Annotated in this window: 14 protein-coding genes; 7 read left to right on the plus strand and 7 right to left on the minus strand. The window is 48.5% G+C overall.

Annotation, left to right across the window (positions count from 1 at the left end; translation table 11 throughout):
• Positions 1–35 precede the first annotated feature (35 nt).
• Genes cysS through rarD form a run of 3 tightly spaced genes read left to right on the plus strand, consistent with a single transcriptional unit; the run spans position 36 to position 3,246 of the window.
• Positions 36–1,538, plus strand: a complete 1,503-nt coding sequence (gene cysS, locus ACYSNS_RS05885) for a cysteine--tRNA ligase (RefSeq protein ID WP_461722208.1) — start codon at positions 36–38, stop codon at positions 1,536–1,538.
• 48 nt (positions 1,539–1,586) lie between these two features.
• Positions 1,587–2,258 carry a DUF421 domain-containing protein gene (locus ACYSNS_RS05890; protein WP_461722209.1) on the plus strand — a complete coding sequence of 224 codons (672 nt, stop codon included), beginning with the start codon at positions 1,587–1,589 and terminating at the stop codon, positions 2,256–2,258.
• A gap of 43 nt (positions 2,259–2,301) precedes the next feature.
• Positions 2,302–3,246, plus strand: coding sequence for an EamA family transporter RarD (gene rarD / locus ACYSNS_RS05895; RefSeq protein WP_461722210.1), 945 nt, complete (start codon positions 2,302–2,304; stop codon positions 3,244–3,246).
• A gap of 55 nt (positions 3,247–3,301) precedes the next feature.
• On the opposite strand, the gene ACYSNS_RS05900 is transcribed toward rarD, so the two are convergent.
• Positions 3,302–3,901, minus strand: coding sequence for an LOG family protein (locus ACYSNS_RS05900; RefSeq protein WP_461722404.1), 600 nt, complete (start codon positions 3,899–3,901; stop codon positions 3,302–3,304).
• 153 nt (positions 3,902–4,054) lie between these two features.
• On the opposite strand from ACYSNS_RS05900, the gene ACYSNS_RS05905 reads away from it, so the two are divergent.
• From ACYSNS_RS05905 to pssA, 4 genes are all read left to right on the plus strand, one after another.
• The gene (locus ACYSNS_RS05905) at positions 4,055–5,002 is read left to right on the plus strand and encodes a LysM peptidoglycan-binding domain-containing protein (RefSeq protein WP_461722211.1); all 948 of its coding nucleotides are present in this window, start codon (positions 4,055–4,057) and stop codon (positions 5,000–5,002) included.
• 29 nt (positions 5,003–5,031) lie between these two features.
• Positions 5,032–6,924: an ABCB family ABC transporter ATP-binding protein/permease gene (locus ACYSNS_RS05910; protein ID WP_461722212.1), complete on the plus strand. Its 1,893-nt coding sequence runs from the start codon at positions 5,032–5,034 to the stop codon at positions 6,922–6,924.
• A 103-nt stretch (positions 6,925–7,027) separates the two neighbouring features.
• The gene (locus ACYSNS_RS05915; RefSeq protein ID WP_461722213.1) at positions 7,028–7,726 is read left to right on the plus strand and encodes a phosphatidylserine decarboxylase; all 699 of its coding nucleotides are present in this window, start codon (positions 7,028–7,030) and stop codon (positions 7,724–7,726) included.
• 8 nt (positions 7,727–7,734) lie between these two features.
• Positions 7,735–8,595, plus strand: coding sequence for a CDP-diacylglycerol--serine O-phosphatidyltransferase (pssA, locus tag ACYSNS_RS05920; protein WP_461722214.1), 861 nt, complete (start codon positions 7,735–7,737; stop codon positions 8,593–8,595).
• A gap of 5 nt (positions 8,596–8,600) precedes the next feature.
• Here the strand turns inward: pssA and ACYSNS_RS05925 are convergent, their stop codons facing one another.
• The 6 genes from ACYSNS_RS05925 to ACYSNS_RS05950 form a co-directional block, all read right to left on the minus strand.
• Positions 8,601–9,149, minus strand: coding sequence for an AAA family ATPase (locus ACYSNS_RS05925; protein WP_461722215.1), 549 nt, complete (start codon positions 9,147–9,149; stop codon positions 8,601–8,603).
• A gap of 333 nt (positions 9,150–9,482) precedes the next feature.
• Entirely contained in the window at positions 9,483–10,235 is a 753-nt protein-coding gene (locus tag ACYSNS_RS05930) for an SDR family NAD(P)-dependent oxidoreductase (protein WP_461722216.1), read from the minus strand.
• The gene (purF, locus tag ACYSNS_RS05935; RefSeq protein WP_461722405.1) at positions 10,235–11,725 is read right to left on the minus strand and encodes an amidophosphoribosyltransferase; all 1,491 of its coding nucleotides are present in this window, start codon (positions 11,723–11,725) and stop codon (positions 10,235–10,237) included. Before purF ends, ACYSNS_RS05930 begins: the two co-directional genes overlap by 1 nt.
• Positions 11,726–11,802: 77 nt before the next feature.
• Positions 11,803–12,378 carry a CvpA family protein gene (locus ACYSNS_RS05940; RefSeq protein WP_461722217.1) on the minus strand — a complete coding sequence of 192 codons (576 nt, stop codon included), beginning with the start codon at positions 12,376–12,378 and terminating at the stop codon, positions 11,803–11,805.
• Positions 12,379–12,534: 156 nt separating this feature from the next.
• Positions 12,535–13,935 (minus strand): DNA repair protein RadA, encoded by a 1,401-nt coding sequence (gene radA / locus ACYSNS_RS05945; RefSeq protein ID WP_461722218.1) that lies wholly within the window; start codon positions 13,933–13,935, stop codon positions 12,535–12,537.
• A 5-nt stretch (positions 13,936–13,940) separates the two neighbouring features.
• Positions 13,941–15,443, minus strand: a complete 1,503-nt coding sequence (locus ACYSNS_RS05950; protein WP_461722219.1) for a replicative DNA helicase — start codon at positions 15,441–15,443, stop codon at positions 13,941–13,943.
• Positions 15,444–15,450: the final 7 nt, after the last annotated feature.

The raw sequence follows: 15,450 nt of genomic DNA on the forward strand, positions 1-15,450 counted from the left end.
ACTCTTATCCCTATTAGGTTATCGAGAGAATGGTGATGACAGATTTACGCTTCTATAACACGCTGACGCGGATGAAAGAGGAGTTCTCTCCTATTGATGCGAAAAAAGTGCGTTTATACGTATGCGGACCGACTGTTTACGATTTCGCCCATATCGGCAATGCGCGCCCCGTCGTCGTTTTTGATGTTCTGTTTCGGCTTTTACGCCATATTTATGGCGATCAATACGTGATCTATGCACGCAATATCACCGACGTCGATGATAAAATCAATGCTCGGGCCGTTCGTGACTATCCGGATTTGCCACTCAATGATGCTATTCGCCAGTTGACTGAAAGCACAAACGCGCAGTTTCAAAAAGATGTCACAGCATTGGGGTGTCTCGCACCGACGACGCAGCCGCGCGCAACAGACCATCTAGACGACATGCGCGCCATGATTGAGCGCCTGATAGAAAAGGGACATGCTTATATCGCAGAGGACCATATCCTGTTTTCCGTTGCAAGCATGGGGCAGAACCCACGCTATGGAGCCCTTGCGCGTCGTTCGCTTGATGAAATGATGGCGGGTGCGCGTGTAGACGTTGCTGCCTATAAGCGCGATGAAATGGATTTCGTATTATGGAAGCCGTCACGTGACGGCGAGCCCGGATGGCCTTCTCCTGCTAATATCACTACGAACGGACGCCCAGGTTGGCATATTGAATGTTCGGCCATGTCGATGGCAAAGTTGTTAAAGCCCTTTGGCGGCGGACTGCAATGCGATGACCCGAATGAGAACGTCTTCGATATTCATGGCGGTGGGATTGATCTGGTGTTTCCTCATCACGAAAACGAAATTGCACAGAGTTGCTCGGCCTTTGGCTCGCATCGTATGGCAAACATCTGGATGCATAACGGTTTTCTTCAGGTCGAGGGGCAGAAAATGTCCAAGAGTCTGGGCAATTTCATCACCATACGCCAAGTGTTGGAAAGCAACGTTGGCGAACTTCATGGCGTTGTCGACGAAGCATTGAAGCAGGAGTGGATAGGCTTATCGGCGAGACTTTCCATGTTACAAACGCATTACCGCGAGCCATTGAACTGGACAGCACAGCGATTGGCGGAGTCCAGCACCGAATTGTATCGTTGGTATGAACTGCTGAGGCGGTCAGTGACGTCTGTGGATGATCTATCCCATGTGCCGGCTGAATTTGTTGCTGCCTTGGCAGACGACCTGAACAGTTGGAACGCGATCACGCTTTTGCGTCAATATTATAAACAGGATGACACTTCATTGCTCGCCCAGGGGATGGCATTGCTTGGATTGTTGAATGAGACGTGGGTTACAGATAGCGAATGTGCGCTGTTTAAGCGAGAAATGTCGCTCGATGAAAGCTATATTGCGAAAAAAATCGAAGAACGGCTGCAATTCATCGAAAATAAAAACTGGCAAGAAGCGGATCGAATACGCGACGAACTGGCAAGCAGTAATATTGCATTGAAGGATGGGAAAGATCCATCTACAGGAGCGCGCACTACCAGCTGGGAAGCAAAATAATAAACTGCCGCTGATTGGGTGCCGGTAGCTGCTTAAAAAGGTGAAAATATGGAATATTTCTACGGATACGGCTACGTTGCCCTAAAACTTGCTATTGGTTTGGCAGTTTTTTTGCTCATCCTGCGGACCACAGGTCGGGGCAGTCTCAGTCAAATGACGCCGGTGGACTTGGTAAGCAATTTCGTGATGGGTGGCATTATCGGCGGTGTTATCTACAATCCGGATATCAGCGTGATTCAATTGCTGATCGTCTTGCTTATTTGGGAAGTGCTCGTTGTCGGGCTTAATTATTTAAGGCGTCATTCTGTTTTCTTCCATCGTATCGTTGCCGGCGGAGATGTTGCGCTGGTGCTTGATGGTGAATATCAGATGGACGAGATCAAAAGGCTGAACATTGACATCAGCGATTTCGCCACGATGCTGCGTATCAAAGGCTGCAGCTTGCATGAAGTTGCCTTTGCGCGTCTGGAGTCAAACGGCGATCTTTCGGTTATCCGTAAAGAAGAAGGTAAAAGTTCAACGATATTGATTAAAAACGGTAATATCGTTGATGGCTGTCTGGAAGAGATAGGCAAGACAGAAACATGGTTGAAACAACAACTTAAGAAACAGGGCACATCCATCGAAGACGTTTTTGCGGCTGAATGGTATGAAGAAAAAAGCGCGAATGGCAAGATACGTAGCGGGCTGTTTGTTGTACCTGTTCCGAAATCGAAATAGTGCTTTGAAAAAGATGTAATATCATATCGAGAAAGTTTGTGACGTGAAAAAGTCTGAACCGCTGCCGATCATTCCGACTCCCAATCTTTCCGGTTTTGCAGCAGCATTCGGAGCTTATCTGATATGGGGTATCTTTCCGCTTTATATGAAAGCTGTTGCTCATATTCCGGTTATGGAAGTGGTTGCCCACCGCATTTTATGGGCATTGCCGACAGCTTTGATCATTTTGGTTTGCTTAGGCCGAACAAAAGACCTTATGGCTGCTTTGCGCACCCCACATATGGTTGCAATGGCCTGCCTGACGTCGGCACTTATTACCATGAATTGGAGTGTTTACATCTGGGCTATTGCTAACAATCACGCTGTTGATGCGGCATTGGGCTACTATATCAATCCGCTGTTCAATGTCATGCTGGGACTGGTATTCTTGCGTGAAAGGTTGGATTTCTGGCAGTGGATATCTGTTGGCTTGGCTTTTTTTGCCGTCGCCATCCTGACCATTCATGCAGGTGGTTTGCCTTGGGTTGCCGTGTTGCTTCCAATAACTTTCGGCCTATACGGATTCTTTAGAAAATCACTACCGATAGGGCCGGCTCAAGGCTTTGCTTTGGAAACAATTCTGTTGTTTATACCGGCAATCGCTCTGGCGGGCTATTTCTTCTGGACTGGGAATTATCATTTTGCCCATGGTTCATGGCAGGATACTGGACTGTTGATTATGGCGGGCCCATTCACAGCTATCCCGCTTATCCTTTTTGCTACCGGTGCCAAACGGCTTAGTCTGATTACATTGGGATTGATGCAATATCTTACGCCCACGTTCCTTTTTCTTATAGCTATTTTTGTGTTCAAGGAACCATTTTCGAGAATTCAGCTGATGGCATTTTCATTGATTTGGCTGGGATTGATCATCTACACAATATCAAGTTTCGTATCGATGAAACGACGTAAAACCATAGAAACTATCGTTAAATTGCCATCCCAATAAGCGGTTGCCACGACGATTTATGGACGCAGTTTCCCTTAAAGGTTACGGTTGATTGCTAGAGTTTTTCTATCGGCCCGTGCTGCGGATTGGTACGCGCCGCTTCGTTGATAATTGCATCGAGGATGAGTGCAGCATCGTCAACAACCAACGGTCTTACCTTTTGTTGGGTATGGATGAAGCCTTCTCTGGTCATATGATCCAGAAGCGCGACCATCGGATTCCAGAAACCGTTAATATTGGCAAATACCATGGGCTTGGTGTGGTGGCCAAGCTGTGCCCACGTCATCATTTCGACGATCTCTTCCAAAGTCCCTATACCGCCAGGCAGCGTGATGAATGCGTCCGAGCGTTCAAACATCAGGTGTTTGCGCTGACGCATGGTTTCGGTTACAATCAACTCATCCAAGCCATTGAGATCTTTTTCTGTGGCTTCTTTATCCATTAAAAAGCGCGGGATGATGCCGGTGACCTTGCCGCCATGTTCCTGCACAGCTCTCGCAACAGCACCCATTATACCCTTTGTTCCACCACCATAGACAAGGCGGATATCAGCCTCAGCCATCATCTGGCCGATAAGCTGCGCTGACCGTACGTAGGTTTCATCATGGCCGGTAGAAGAGCCGCAATATACACAAATCGATTGAATTTTTGTCATAGCCGATATTTGGATGGGCAAGTGGAGAACGTCAAGTGAAAAACAAAGATAGAGGATAAGGCAGGGTGTTATCCAGATAATCATTCCGTTTAACCCGCAATTGGAATAGAAAATGAAGTTTATAAACTGATATCGATGAAACAGGGACGGTGTATGGTATTCAATTTGCGCATCAAAAAGGCTTCTGCGATATTGGCTCTGCTTATATCGACAGTATTTTGCTGCTTGATTGCGCCCGTTAACGCGCAGACGGTTGAAGGACCCAAATTCAAAAGTTTTTCATTAAACGACAAAGGCCTTGCGGTCATTAATGGTGAAGCAGCGGCTTTTTCAGCGGTTGAGTTGATGGATGGTGCCCGTAAACTCGGAGATACAAAAGCGGATGATAAAGGTGGTTTCACAATTGAACTGCAAAAACGGCTTGGAAACGGGCAATATCAATTCGTTCTCAGGGCGACGGATCCGCAAGGTATGTCGATCACATCGGTTCAAACGGCCAATGTCTCAGTCGCAGGCCCACGCGAGCAAGATGTTATTGCACTTGTCAAACAACCCGATGGGACGCGGCGTTTTATTTCAGGCGAACCCCGTATTATAAAATCCGACAAGGCTCATGATGAAAGTTTTGACGTTGATCGTGTTATTTATCAAAGGGATTCACTCGCCATTGTAGGGCGTGGTCCTGCAGGTATGCAGGTTATGGCGAGTCTGGGGGATATGCGTATTGGCACCGAAACCATTGCAGCCGATGGTTCATTCCTCTTGCTGCGAATTTTGACCTTACCTGCTGGTGATCAGGTTTTTCGTCTGGACCTCATTAACGAAACCGGTGAAACCGTTGCCACATTGGGCGTGCCCTTCGGTTTGGATGATCAAAAGCGTATGATCAGCCAGATGTATCGCGATGGTAGGCCTGTCAGAACTGTTTTCGTTCAACGGGGCGATACACTGACGTCTATTGCACAAAAAGTTTATGGTGACAGTCGTTATGAGCCGCAGATTTATTTGGCCAACCGTGACACATTGCGAAACAAAGACCATATTGTTGTTGGTCAGGAAATCTTATTGCCCTCGATCGAAGATATACAGCCTCTGCGCTAAAACAAACCAGAAAACAGCTTGAAAGTCTTATGAAACAAGAAGAAAATTTAAAAACCGTTTCGGCGGAGTCCGGCCAGACATTTCGTACCTTGCTCAATCTGTGGCCTTATATGTGGCCTTCAGACCGACCAGACCTTAAAATGCGTGTCATATGGGCTCTGTTTTATTTGGTCTTGTCAAAGTTGGTGCTGATTTCGGTGCCATATTTTTTCAAATATGCTACGAATGCTCTCAATGTCGATTATACGCCACCAGCTTGGCTACCGGCTATTTTTGCCGCGCCGATCATGATGGTGCTGGCGTACAATGTTGCGCGCATCGTGCAGGCGGGCTTAAACCAGTTGCGTGATGCCCTTTTTGCAACAGTGGGCCAGCATGCAGTGCGGCAACTGGCATATAAAACATTCGTTCATATGCATGAGTTGTCGCTGCGTTTCCATCTTGAACGCCGTACCGGTGGGCTGTCTCGTGTTATTGAGCGTGGAACCAAAGGTATCGAGGCAATCGTTCGATTTACGATCCTCAATACAGCACCGACGATTCTCGAATTTGCCCTGACGGCGCTCGTATTTTATATCAGCTATGGCTGGCGCTACTTGATTGTCGTGGCGCTGACGGTGGGTCTTTATACATGGTTCACCATCAAGGCCAGCGATTGGCGCATAGCCATTCGTCGTGAAATGAATGAATCCGATACTGAAGCCAATACTCGCGCCATCGATTCACTTTTGAATTTTGAAACAGTGAAATATTTCGGCAATGAAGACCTTGAAGCGCGACGTTTCGATTCCTCCATGGCGAACTACGAAAAGGCAGCCACAAAAACGTGGATATCACTTGGCTGGTTGAATTTCGGACAGGCCGTAATCTTCGGCTTGGGTATGGCTGCACTGATGTTGATGTCGGCTTATGAGGTGTTCAACGGTACACAGACATTGGGTGATTTCGTTTTTATCAACGCGTTGTTGATGCAATTGTCCATTCCGCTGAATTTTATCGGTTCGATCTATCGCGAGGTACGGCAGGGGCTTACCGATATAGAAGCGATGTTCGATCTGCTTGATGTCCAGCAGGAAGTAACCGATCGCCCCGATGCCAAAGAGCTGGTCGTCGACAAGGGCGCGATACATTTTGAAAATGTCGAATTTTCCTATGACCCGAGCAGGCCCATATTGAAAGGCGTCGACTTCAAGGTTCCGGCAGGAAAAACAGTGGCGATTGTCGGGCCGTCCGGTGCCGGTAAGTCAACGATATCAAGATTGCTTTTTCGCTTTTATGACGTGCAAAATGGCGCGGTCACGATTGACGGGCAGGATGTGCGATCTGTCACCCAGAAAAGTTTGCGTCATGCAATTGGAATGGTGCCGCAAGACACGGTGCTATTTAACGATACCATAGCCTATAATATCCGCTATGGGCGGCCCGACGCAACAGACGAAGAGGTTAGAAAAGCCGCAGAGATGGCGCAGATCAGTGATTTTATCGAACAATTGCCCGATGGCTTCCAGTCAATGGTCGGTGAGCGTGGATTGAAGTTGTCGGGCGGTGAAAAGCAGCGTGTCGCTATTGCACGAACGCTTCTGAAAGCCCCTCCGGTTCTTATTCTTGATGAAGCCACATCTGCTCTCGATACTGCGACAGAACAGGAAATTCAACATGCGCTCGATATTGTCAGCCGTGGCAGGACGACTCTGGTGATAGCCCATCGATTATCCACAGTTATTGGAGCCGATGAAATATTGGTGCTAAAAAGCGGGCGCATAGTGGAACGAGGCAGACATGCCGAACTTTTAGATAAAAACGGGCTTTACGCTTCGATGTGGAACAAACAACTTGAAGCTTCTAAAGCAGAAGAACAGTTGCGTAAAATGCGTGAGGAGGATGAACTCGGGGTTGTTTCGCGTGGCGAGCCGGCCATATGAAACAAAGGGTCGCTTTTTGCTGCATAGTTGATTAAAGAAGAGCAATGCAGGGAAACAACCAAGGTAGGCCATGTTGGTAAGGCCAGTTTGAACGGGAATATACATGAGTATAGTACGATCAGTTCGCAACAGTTTTGCACCTATCCACAAAGAAGGCTATCCCTTCATTGCTGCGTTTTTTATCGCTTCGCTCATCTTGGGTTGGATTTGGAGCCCTTTGTTCTGGTTCGGTTTGGTCATAACCTTATGGAGCATATACTTCTTCCGTGATCCAGAGCGTGTCACACCGATAGATCCGCATCTGGTTACCAGCCCTGCAGATGGTCGCATCTCGTTTGTTGGCCCGTTTTTACCGCCTGAAGAACTCGGTTTAGGAAAAACGGAAATGATGCGTATTTCCGTTTTCATGGATGTGTTCTCATGTCACGTCAATCGTATACCGATGGATGGACGATTGCGCTCAGTTGTCTACCGGCCGGGGAAATTCGGTAATGCCGAGCTTGATAAGGCCAGCGACCATAATGAACGTAACGGGTTGGTTATCGAGACAGCGCATGGTGAGATTGGTGTTGTTCAGGTCGCCGGTCTGGTCGCACGCCGGATTGTTTGTTGGGCTAAGGAAAATGAACCTGTCGTTGCAGGTAAACGTTTCGGATTGATCCGTTTCGGCTCCCGCCTTGATGTTTACCTTCCTATTGATGTGAAAGTTCGTGTAGCAATCGGCCAAAAGGCGATTGCGGGTGAAACAGTTTTTGCATCTTTTGATAAAAGCGCTACCATTACCGATTTTAGACTGGATTAGATTTAACGATGGAGAGCCCTTCGCCATTTCCTTCTTTCGATCCTGAAGGCCACAGGCCTGACGAAGCACATCGTCGTCGCTCGCCGATACCGATGCGTTATGTCATACCCAATGTCATTACCATCCTGGCGATTTGTGCTGGCGTAAGCGGAATAAGGCTTGCTTTCGAACATCGATATGAGTCTGCAATCCTCATGGTTCTTCTGGCTGCTATTCTGGATGGCGTCGATGGGCGTGTAGCCCGCTTGATGAATGGTAGCTCGCCCTTCGGTGCGCAGATGGATTCGTTGGCGGATGTTGTAAATTTCGGCGTAGCACCAGCGTTAGTCGTCTATTCCTTTGTGCTTGATCAAGCCCACCAGGTCGGTTGGATCGCGGCACTGGTTTATTGTGTTGCCTGTTGTCTGCGTCTTGCGCGCTTTAATGTCATGCTTGACAATGCTGATATACCCGGCTGGCAAAAAGAATATTTTGTCGGTGTTCCTGCGCCCGCTGGTGCCCTCTTGGTTTTGTTGCCAATTTATCTTGGAACGCTGGGATTGGAACCTGGTGTAGGTTGGGCTCTGCTATTTAGTTTATACACCGTTGTTATAGCTTTCTTATTGGTCAGCCGCCTCCCGGTCTGGAATGGCAAAAGCATAGGACAGCAATTACGACGGGATATCGTTGTCCCGGTCATGCTTGTCATCGTCATTTATGTGGGCTTTCTAGCAACCTATACTTGGCAGACACTTCTCGTGACAGCCGTCGGCTATATGATTTTCCTACCCTTCAGCGTTATCGCCTATCGCAAGCGTGCAAGGTTGGAAGCCGCAAGAATAACTGATGATGCGCCAGATTCCTCCGCAGAGCAATCTTCAGAAAAGTAGCAACATCATTGCTTGCTCAGAGAGTTGTTGATGAACGCCAGCCGCTCTTCGATGCTATCACATGGCAATGTCACGGTTTGATATCCGCTCTGTTTATAGACGTGGCGCATTGCTAAGAATGTCTGTTCGGCTAAAGCAAAGTCCTGCTTTCTTTCTCGATCATTATGATAAATGTCCTTCCAGGCTGGCGCTATGAATACAAGCGGGTTGTAACGATATTGCCTTATCGCATGAGAAAAATGCGCGGGAACATCCAAGTTGGAGAGATAAAGGTAACCGGCTAGATCTGGAAGACCACGGTCGAAAAACACGTTGTCTTGCTCCAGTTTGGCTTCTTGATAGTTCCTTAAGTCCCACGTCAACATAGCTTCGGCAAAACATTGCGCTGATTTCCATGGTAACGCTGGCCCATCTATCAATGTTTGATATTTTATGATCGCACGGCCTGCTTCAGGCATAACTGCATAACCTTTGCGCTTCAATGCATTCAGCAGGGTGGTTTTCCCTGAACCCGGGCCACCGGTAATGATGTAAAATTTTTTGTATTGTTCCATGTATATCCTTCATGATTTGTAAGAAAGACGTACCGACTGAAAAAATGCAGCGTGAGGGCTATAAGTGTGGGTCTAAAAGAGTGAATCGCCTATATAGGAATATAAACGATAACGGATCCTTTTCTTATCCTGTTGCCATCGGGAGAAGAGGGAGAATAGACATCAAATTGCATAGTATCCGCGAACAAAAAAATCGAAGTGTTCGAATGATATTAGTCAGAAAAGGCGGACTTAATTGCCTAACCTCATAGATTTTGTGGTTCTATCCCATGCAAAAAAAACGCTAGATACGGTCGCTGCAGCTTACAGTTGGGTTGCTTGAAACCGACTGTGTTAATCGGGATTGTGGTAATTCAGAAAACAATTTTTGCGGGCGTCGAATAGACGACCATTTTCCTGCAGATCAGGCGATGCAAGCTGTGCTATTTTTGCTGCTATCTCTTCTGCAGTCGGCAAAATCTCTGGGTCTTCTCCCGGCATAGCGTTGGCACGCATAGATGTGCGCGTAGCACCGGGATTGGCAATATTCACCTTGACGTTTGTTTGTTTCAGTTCGTCGGCCCAGCAACGACCTAAAACTTCGATGGCAGCTTTTGATGCAGCATAGGGGCCCCAAAATGCACGCGCAGTATGTGCTACACCGGACGACATGATGATAGCACGCCCTGCATCAGAGTGCCGCAATAATGGTTCCACCGCACGAATCAAGCGCCACTGGCTGATAAGGTTGATTGTAAAAACGTCTTCGAATATCTTCGCCTCAACATGCGCAACGGGCGCGATTGTACCCAATACACCTGCATTAGCGACCAATACATCAAGCTTTCCCCAACGCTCGCGAATGGAGTCACCCAAACGGTCTATCGCAACCATGTCATGAAGATCGAGCGGCACCAATGTTGCACTGGCACCCATGGAGCAGATATGATCATCCAATTCTTCGAGACCGCCTGTCGTGCGTGCGACAGCAATGATATGCGCGCCCCGTTTGGCGAATTCCAACGCAAGCTGATACCCTATCCCGCGGGATGCGCCGGTAATGAGAGCAATACGACCGGAAAGATCGAAGGGGTATTCAACATCCATTAACGGCTGCTTCTCAGAACCGATAACTTATGAACATTATTGACATTTTCCTGGTCAACCAGACGGGTAGGATAATCGCCCGTAAAATAATGATCAGTGAATTGCGGATCGTCATTATTGCGCACGGTGCCACCCACTGCCTCATACAGACCGTCAATAGACAGAAACTGCAAGGAATCGGCGCCAATAAAAGCACACATTGATTGCAGGTCAGGATACTGATTGGCCAAAAGCTTAGCAGCTTCCGGTGTGTCGATGCCATAAAAGTCTGGATGAAATATCATCGGGCTTGCGACGCGGATATGGACCTCGCTTGCACCCGCATCCCGCAGCATCTGCACAATCTTGACGGAAGTCGTCCCGCGAACAATCGAATCATCGACAAGGATAACTCTTTTTCCCTCAATCACTGGACGGTTGGCCGAATGCTTCAGCTTAACACCGAATGCACGGATCTGCTGTGTTGGTTCGATAAAAGTGCGGCCAACATAATGGTTACGGATGATGCCCAGTTCGAATGGAATGCCACTTTGCTGCGCATATCCGATTGCGGCAGGCGTCCCGCCATCAGGCACGGGCACGACAACATCGCCTGCATAAGGAGCTTCTTTGGCCAGATGAATGCCCATGTTTTTTCGTGCTGTATAAACGCTTCGTCCACCAACGATGGAATCCGGACGGGCGAAATAGACATATTCAAAAAGGCATAGCTTTTCAGGTTTTTGAACTTCCGGTTTGATAACGGTCGTTGTGATTTCGCCGCTTTTCTGGATTTCACAAATGATGATTTCGCCATTTTCAACGTCACGAATGAATTTAGCCCCAATAATGTCGAGTGCACAACTTTCCGAGCAGAAAATAGGTTTTCCATCAAGTTCACCCATTACCAAGGGGCGAATACCAATAGGGTCACGTGCGGCAATCAGTTTTGTGCGGGTAAGTGCCAGCATGGCATAACCGCCTTCGACCTGCCTTATAGCATCAACAAAACGGTCGGACGATGACACATGGCGGGAGCGGGCGATAAGGTGCAGAACAACTTCCGAATCGGATGTAGACTGGCAAATGGCACCCGAAGCAATCAATTCACGCCGCAATGTCAGACCATTGGTCAGATTGCCATTATGGGCAATGGCGATGCCCCCCACTTCAAGCTCGGCAAAAAGCGGCTGCACATTTCGCAATGCTGTTTCGCCCGTTGTTGAATAGCGGGTATGTCCAATTGCACGATTGCCGGGCAATCGCGCCAATGTTGCCGGATTTGTATAGTGATCCCCAACAAGACCCATGTGTTTTTCCTGATGAAAAACAGAATCATGGTAGGAAACGATGCCCGCCGCTTCCTGCCCGCGATGTTGCAGGGCGTGCAGACCAAGAGCGGTTAACGTCGCCGCATCCTCATGTCCTAAAATGCCGAAAACACCGCATTCTTCATGCAATGTATCGTCATCAAGCGAAAAATTCTGGTGAGAAGGATCGTTCTTTGCCATCATGGCCTTCCGGTATAGATGTTAAAAACAGTTAATATCACAAAATAGGAGCCGCTTGAAGGTTGGCAGCAAAAAAATTAGTCGCCACTTTGTGCCGGTGTCTCTGCAACGCCGCTTTCGTTTGCCGGTTCATCTTTTTTCAGAACACTGGAGGCCTTGTCAAAGATCCACTCGGGGTCTTTGGGAAGCAAATCCCAAACCTTCATGCTGAGTGAATCCAACATAGGTTTGGTCTTGGCATCTTTCAACCAAGGCGATTGTTCTTCTGGCTTAATCAGCTGATTTACCAGCAGCATGGCGATAACCATAATAAAAAGGCCGCGCAAAACACCGAAAATAAAGCCGACGGTCCTGTCTAATGCACCGATACGGCTATCGATGATCAAATCCGCAACCTTCATCGTAATGACCGACACGATGATAAAAACGACGATGAAAACGATGGCAAGGCTTGCAATCAATGCGATTGTTTTGTTGGAGAGGTAAGGCTCGACAAAGGGAAGGATGTGTTTGTAAAGCAGTAATGCTGCAATGGCGGCGATACCCCAGGATGCCAGCGACAAAACCTCACGTGAAAAACCACGTACCATGGCCAAAAACGCTGAAACCAAAATTACAGCGATAACGATGCCATCAAGGGCTGTTATGAACATCAGTGTTGTCCTTACGTGTCGCGTCGGTGGGCTATCAAGATCAGCAAAGCTTTACTGACAATGCTCGGCTATTGGTATGATGCTTTTAGGGTCAATATCAATATTTTTTTCAAGTTTACAAAGGTTTCCACCCGATATCGGCTTGGCAAAACGCATTCAGTAATCCTGTGTTGGTGATGTGCGCTTTTTTCCCGATGCAATGGCTGCAACCAATTCGGGCAAATCGGAAAAACTTGTCTGCCGGAAAGAAGGCGATTTCAAGGTTTCACTGGTGCCGGAAGGTTGGATAGCACCTTTGAAGCCCAGTTTTTCAGCTTCTTTCAGTCTTTGACCTGAATGTGCAACCGCGCGCACAGCGCCAGAAAGGCTAACTTCGCCGAAATAAACAAAATTTGCTGGCAGAGCTATGCCGGCAATTGACGAAACCAAGGCTGCAGCGACCGCTAAATCGGCTGCTGGCTCCGAAATACGATAGCCGCCCGCCACATTGAGATAAACATCATGCTGGCCAAAACGCACGCCGCAGTGGGCTTCAAGCACGGCAAGAATCATTGAAAGCCTGTTACCGTCCCATCCAACTACAGCGCGTCGAGGCGTGCCAAGGGAGGAGGGCGCAACCAAGGCCTGTATCTCGACAAGAATGGGACGTGTACCTTCCATGCCGGCGAAAACAGCGGCACCGGGAGCTTTTTCATTCCGTTCGCCCAAGAATAATTCCGAAGGATTGCTGACTTCGCGTAAACCTTTGTCAGACATTTCGAAGACTCCGATCTCGTCGGTCGGCCCAAAACGGTTTTTTACTGTTCTAAGAATACGATAATGATGTCCGCCTTCACCTTCAAAATAAAGCACGCCATCAACCATATGCTCGACGACGCGAGGGCCAGCAATCTGGCCATCCTTGGTCACATGGCCGACGAGAACCACGGCAGCGCCGGTTTGTTTGGCAAAACGGATCATCGCTTGCGCACCGGTGCGTACCTGCGTGACCGTGCCGGGGGCAGAATCCGCCATATCCGACCATAAGGTTTGGATAGAATCAATGATGACCAGATCGGGCCGCTTTGATTGGGTCAAAGTTGCAAGAATATCTTCAACATTGGTTTCAGCGGCCAATTCAACACTTGTATCGGCGGCATTCAAGCGCTGAGCCCGTAACCTTATCTGCGCGACGGCCTCCTCACCCGAAACATAAACAACACTGTGGCCCTGTCGTGCCAAGGCTGCTGCTGCTTGTGTCAACAGGGTGGATTTGCCAATGCCTGGATCGCCGCCCACCAATAATGCCGAACCGCGAACAAAGCCACCGCCCGTTACCCGATCCAGCTCTGCTATGCCTGACTGGATGCGGGGTGCATCTTCAATATCGCCCGATAGTGTGGTTAAAGCAACGGCGCGTCCCTTGCGGCTGCTTTTGGCGGGGCCACTCCCTATACCGCCAGCCGTACCTTCTTCGACGAGCGTGTTCCATTCTCCGCAGGCATCGCATTTACCTGCCCAACGCGTATGGATGGCGCCGCAGTTTTGACAGATGAATTGCGTGCGGTTTTTTGCCATCAGGTCTAACCAAACTGGTCCGGCAGGTAATCGCTTTCGGCCAGGTCGGTAAAGCGGGTGAATTCAGATTGGAAGGCCAGTCTTACGGTTCCGGTGGGGCCATGGCGCTGTTTGGCGACGATAACTTCGGCCTTGCCAAATACGTCATCCATGGCTGTCTGCCATTCCAAATGCTCTGTACTGCCGAGTTTCGGCTCCTTATTCTTGATATAGTATTCTTCACGATAAACGAAGAGCACAACGTCGGCGTCCTGCTCGATAGAACCCGATTCACGAAGGTCGGAGAGTTGCGGACGCTTATCTTCACGGGTTTCAACCTGACGGGAAAGCTGTGAAAGAGCAATAATGGGAACATTAAGTTCCTTCGCCAAAGCTTTCAGGCCGGTCGTGATCTCTGTTATTTCCTGCACGCGGTTTTCAGATGCACGTTTGGAGGCACCGGTCATTAGCTGGACATAATCGATGATCAGGACGTCGAGACCATGCTGGCGTTTGAGACGTCGGGCACGGGCAGCCAATTGCGCGATGGATATACCACCTGTTTGATCGATATAAAGCGGCGCTTTCTGTAAACGGCTCATGGAGCGCAGTAGTTTGGCAAATTGATCTTCCGAGATGTCACCACGTCGGATTTTCGATGATGAAACTTCTGCTTGTTCCGAGATGATACGTGTTGCCAATTGCTCAGACGACATTTCCAGTGAGAAGAAGCCGACAATGCCGCCTTCATTTTCTTGGCCTGATGCCTTGTTTTCCTCACCCTGAATAAATGCATTGGCTACATTGAAGGCAATATTGGTGGCCAATGACGTCTTACCCATGCCGGGGCGTCCTGCCAATATGATAAGATCGGAACGTTGCAGACCGCCCATCTGTTCGTCGAGCTTTCTGATTTGCGTAGGAATACCGGAAAGACGGGATGTTCTTTTCTTGGCGGCACCAGCCATATCGATTGCTTTTTTGACAGCATCATTAAAGCTTTCGAAGCCGCCGCCATATTTGCCTGTTTCTGCCAAGGTGAACAGTCGTTGCTCGACCGTCTCGATCTGTTGCGACGGTGCCACATCAATCGGAGCATCAAAGGCGGTGTTAACGATCTCGTTTCCCAAATCAATCAGCGAACGGCGGATATATAGATCATAGATCGCACGTCCATAATCTTCGGCGTTGATAATCGTCACTGCTTCGGTTGCCATACGGACAACATAGTTGAATACAGTCATGTCGCCGATCTTATCATCCGCCGGTATAAACGGTTTGATTGTAACGGGATTGGCAAGTTTGCCTTTTTTAATCGTCTCGCCCAGAACGTCGAATATTGTTTGGTGCAAAGGTTCAAAAAAGTGTGTGGGCTTTAAAAAGTCCGATACCCGGTCGAGTGCATCGTTGTTGATGAGGATAGCACCCAAAAGCGCCTGTTCCGCTTCTATATTATGCGGCACCTGCCTGAAGGTAGAACCTTCTTCACCTTTTGCCTGGCCCAGATTGAGAACTTTTGCGTCTGCCATGGATGTG

This window comes from Bartonella sp. LJL80 (assembly GCF_054871565.1).

Excerpts from the sequence above, each read along its gene's own strand:
- purF (WP_461722405.1), bottom strand. The coding sequence starts at position 11,725 with ATGGCAAAGAACGATCCTTCTCACCAGAATTTTTCGCTTGATGACGAT.
- cysS (WP_461722208.1), top strand. The coding sequence starts at position 36 with ATGACAGATTTACGCTTCTATAACACGCTGACGCGGATGAAAGAGGAG.
- ACYSNS_RS05915 (WP_461722213.1), top strand. The coding sequence starts at position 7,028 with ATGAGTATAGTACGATCAGTTCGCAACAGTTTTGCACCTATCCACAAA.
- ACYSNS_RS05905 (WP_461722211.1), top strand. The coding sequence starts at position 4,055 with ATGGTATTCAATTTGCGCATCAAAAAGGCTTCTGCGATATTGGCTCTG.
- ACYSNS_RS05930 (WP_461722216.1), bottom strand. The coding sequence starts at position 10,235 with ATGGATGTTGAATACCCCTTCGATCTTTCCGGTCGTATTGCTCTCATT.
- ACYSNS_RS05910 (WP_461722212.1), top strand. The coding sequence starts at position 5,032 with ATGAAACAAGAAGAAAATTTAAAAACCGTTTCGGCGGAGTCCGGCCAG.
- ACYSNS_RS05950 (WP_461722219.1), bottom strand. The coding sequence starts at position 15,443 with ATGGCAGACGCAAAAGTTCTCAATCTGGGCCAGGCAAAAGGTGAAGAA.
- ACYSNS_RS05890 (WP_461722209.1), top strand. The coding sequence starts at position 1,587 with ATGGAATATTTCTACGGATACGGCTACGTTGCCCTAAAACTTGCTATT.
- ACYSNS_RS05925 (WP_461722215.1), bottom strand. The coding sequence starts at position 9,149 with ATGGAACAATACAAAAAATTTTACATCATTACCGGTGGCCCGGGTTCA.
- ACYSNS_RS05940 (WP_461722217.1), bottom strand. The coding sequence starts at position 12,378 with ATGTTCATAACAGCCCTTGATGGCATCGTTATCGCTGTAATTTTGGTT.
- radA (WP_461722218.1), bottom strand. The coding sequence starts at position 13,935 with ATGGCAAAAAACCGCACGCAATTCATCTGTCAAAACTGCGGCGCCATC.
- pssA (WP_461722214.1), top strand. The coding sequence starts at position 7,735 with ATGGAGAGCCCTTCGCCATTTCCTTCTTTCGATCCTGAAGGCCACAGG.
- ACYSNS_RS05900 (WP_461722404.1), bottom strand. The coding sequence starts at position 3,901 with ATGACAAAAATTCAATCGATTTGTGTATATTGCGGCTCTTCTACCGGC.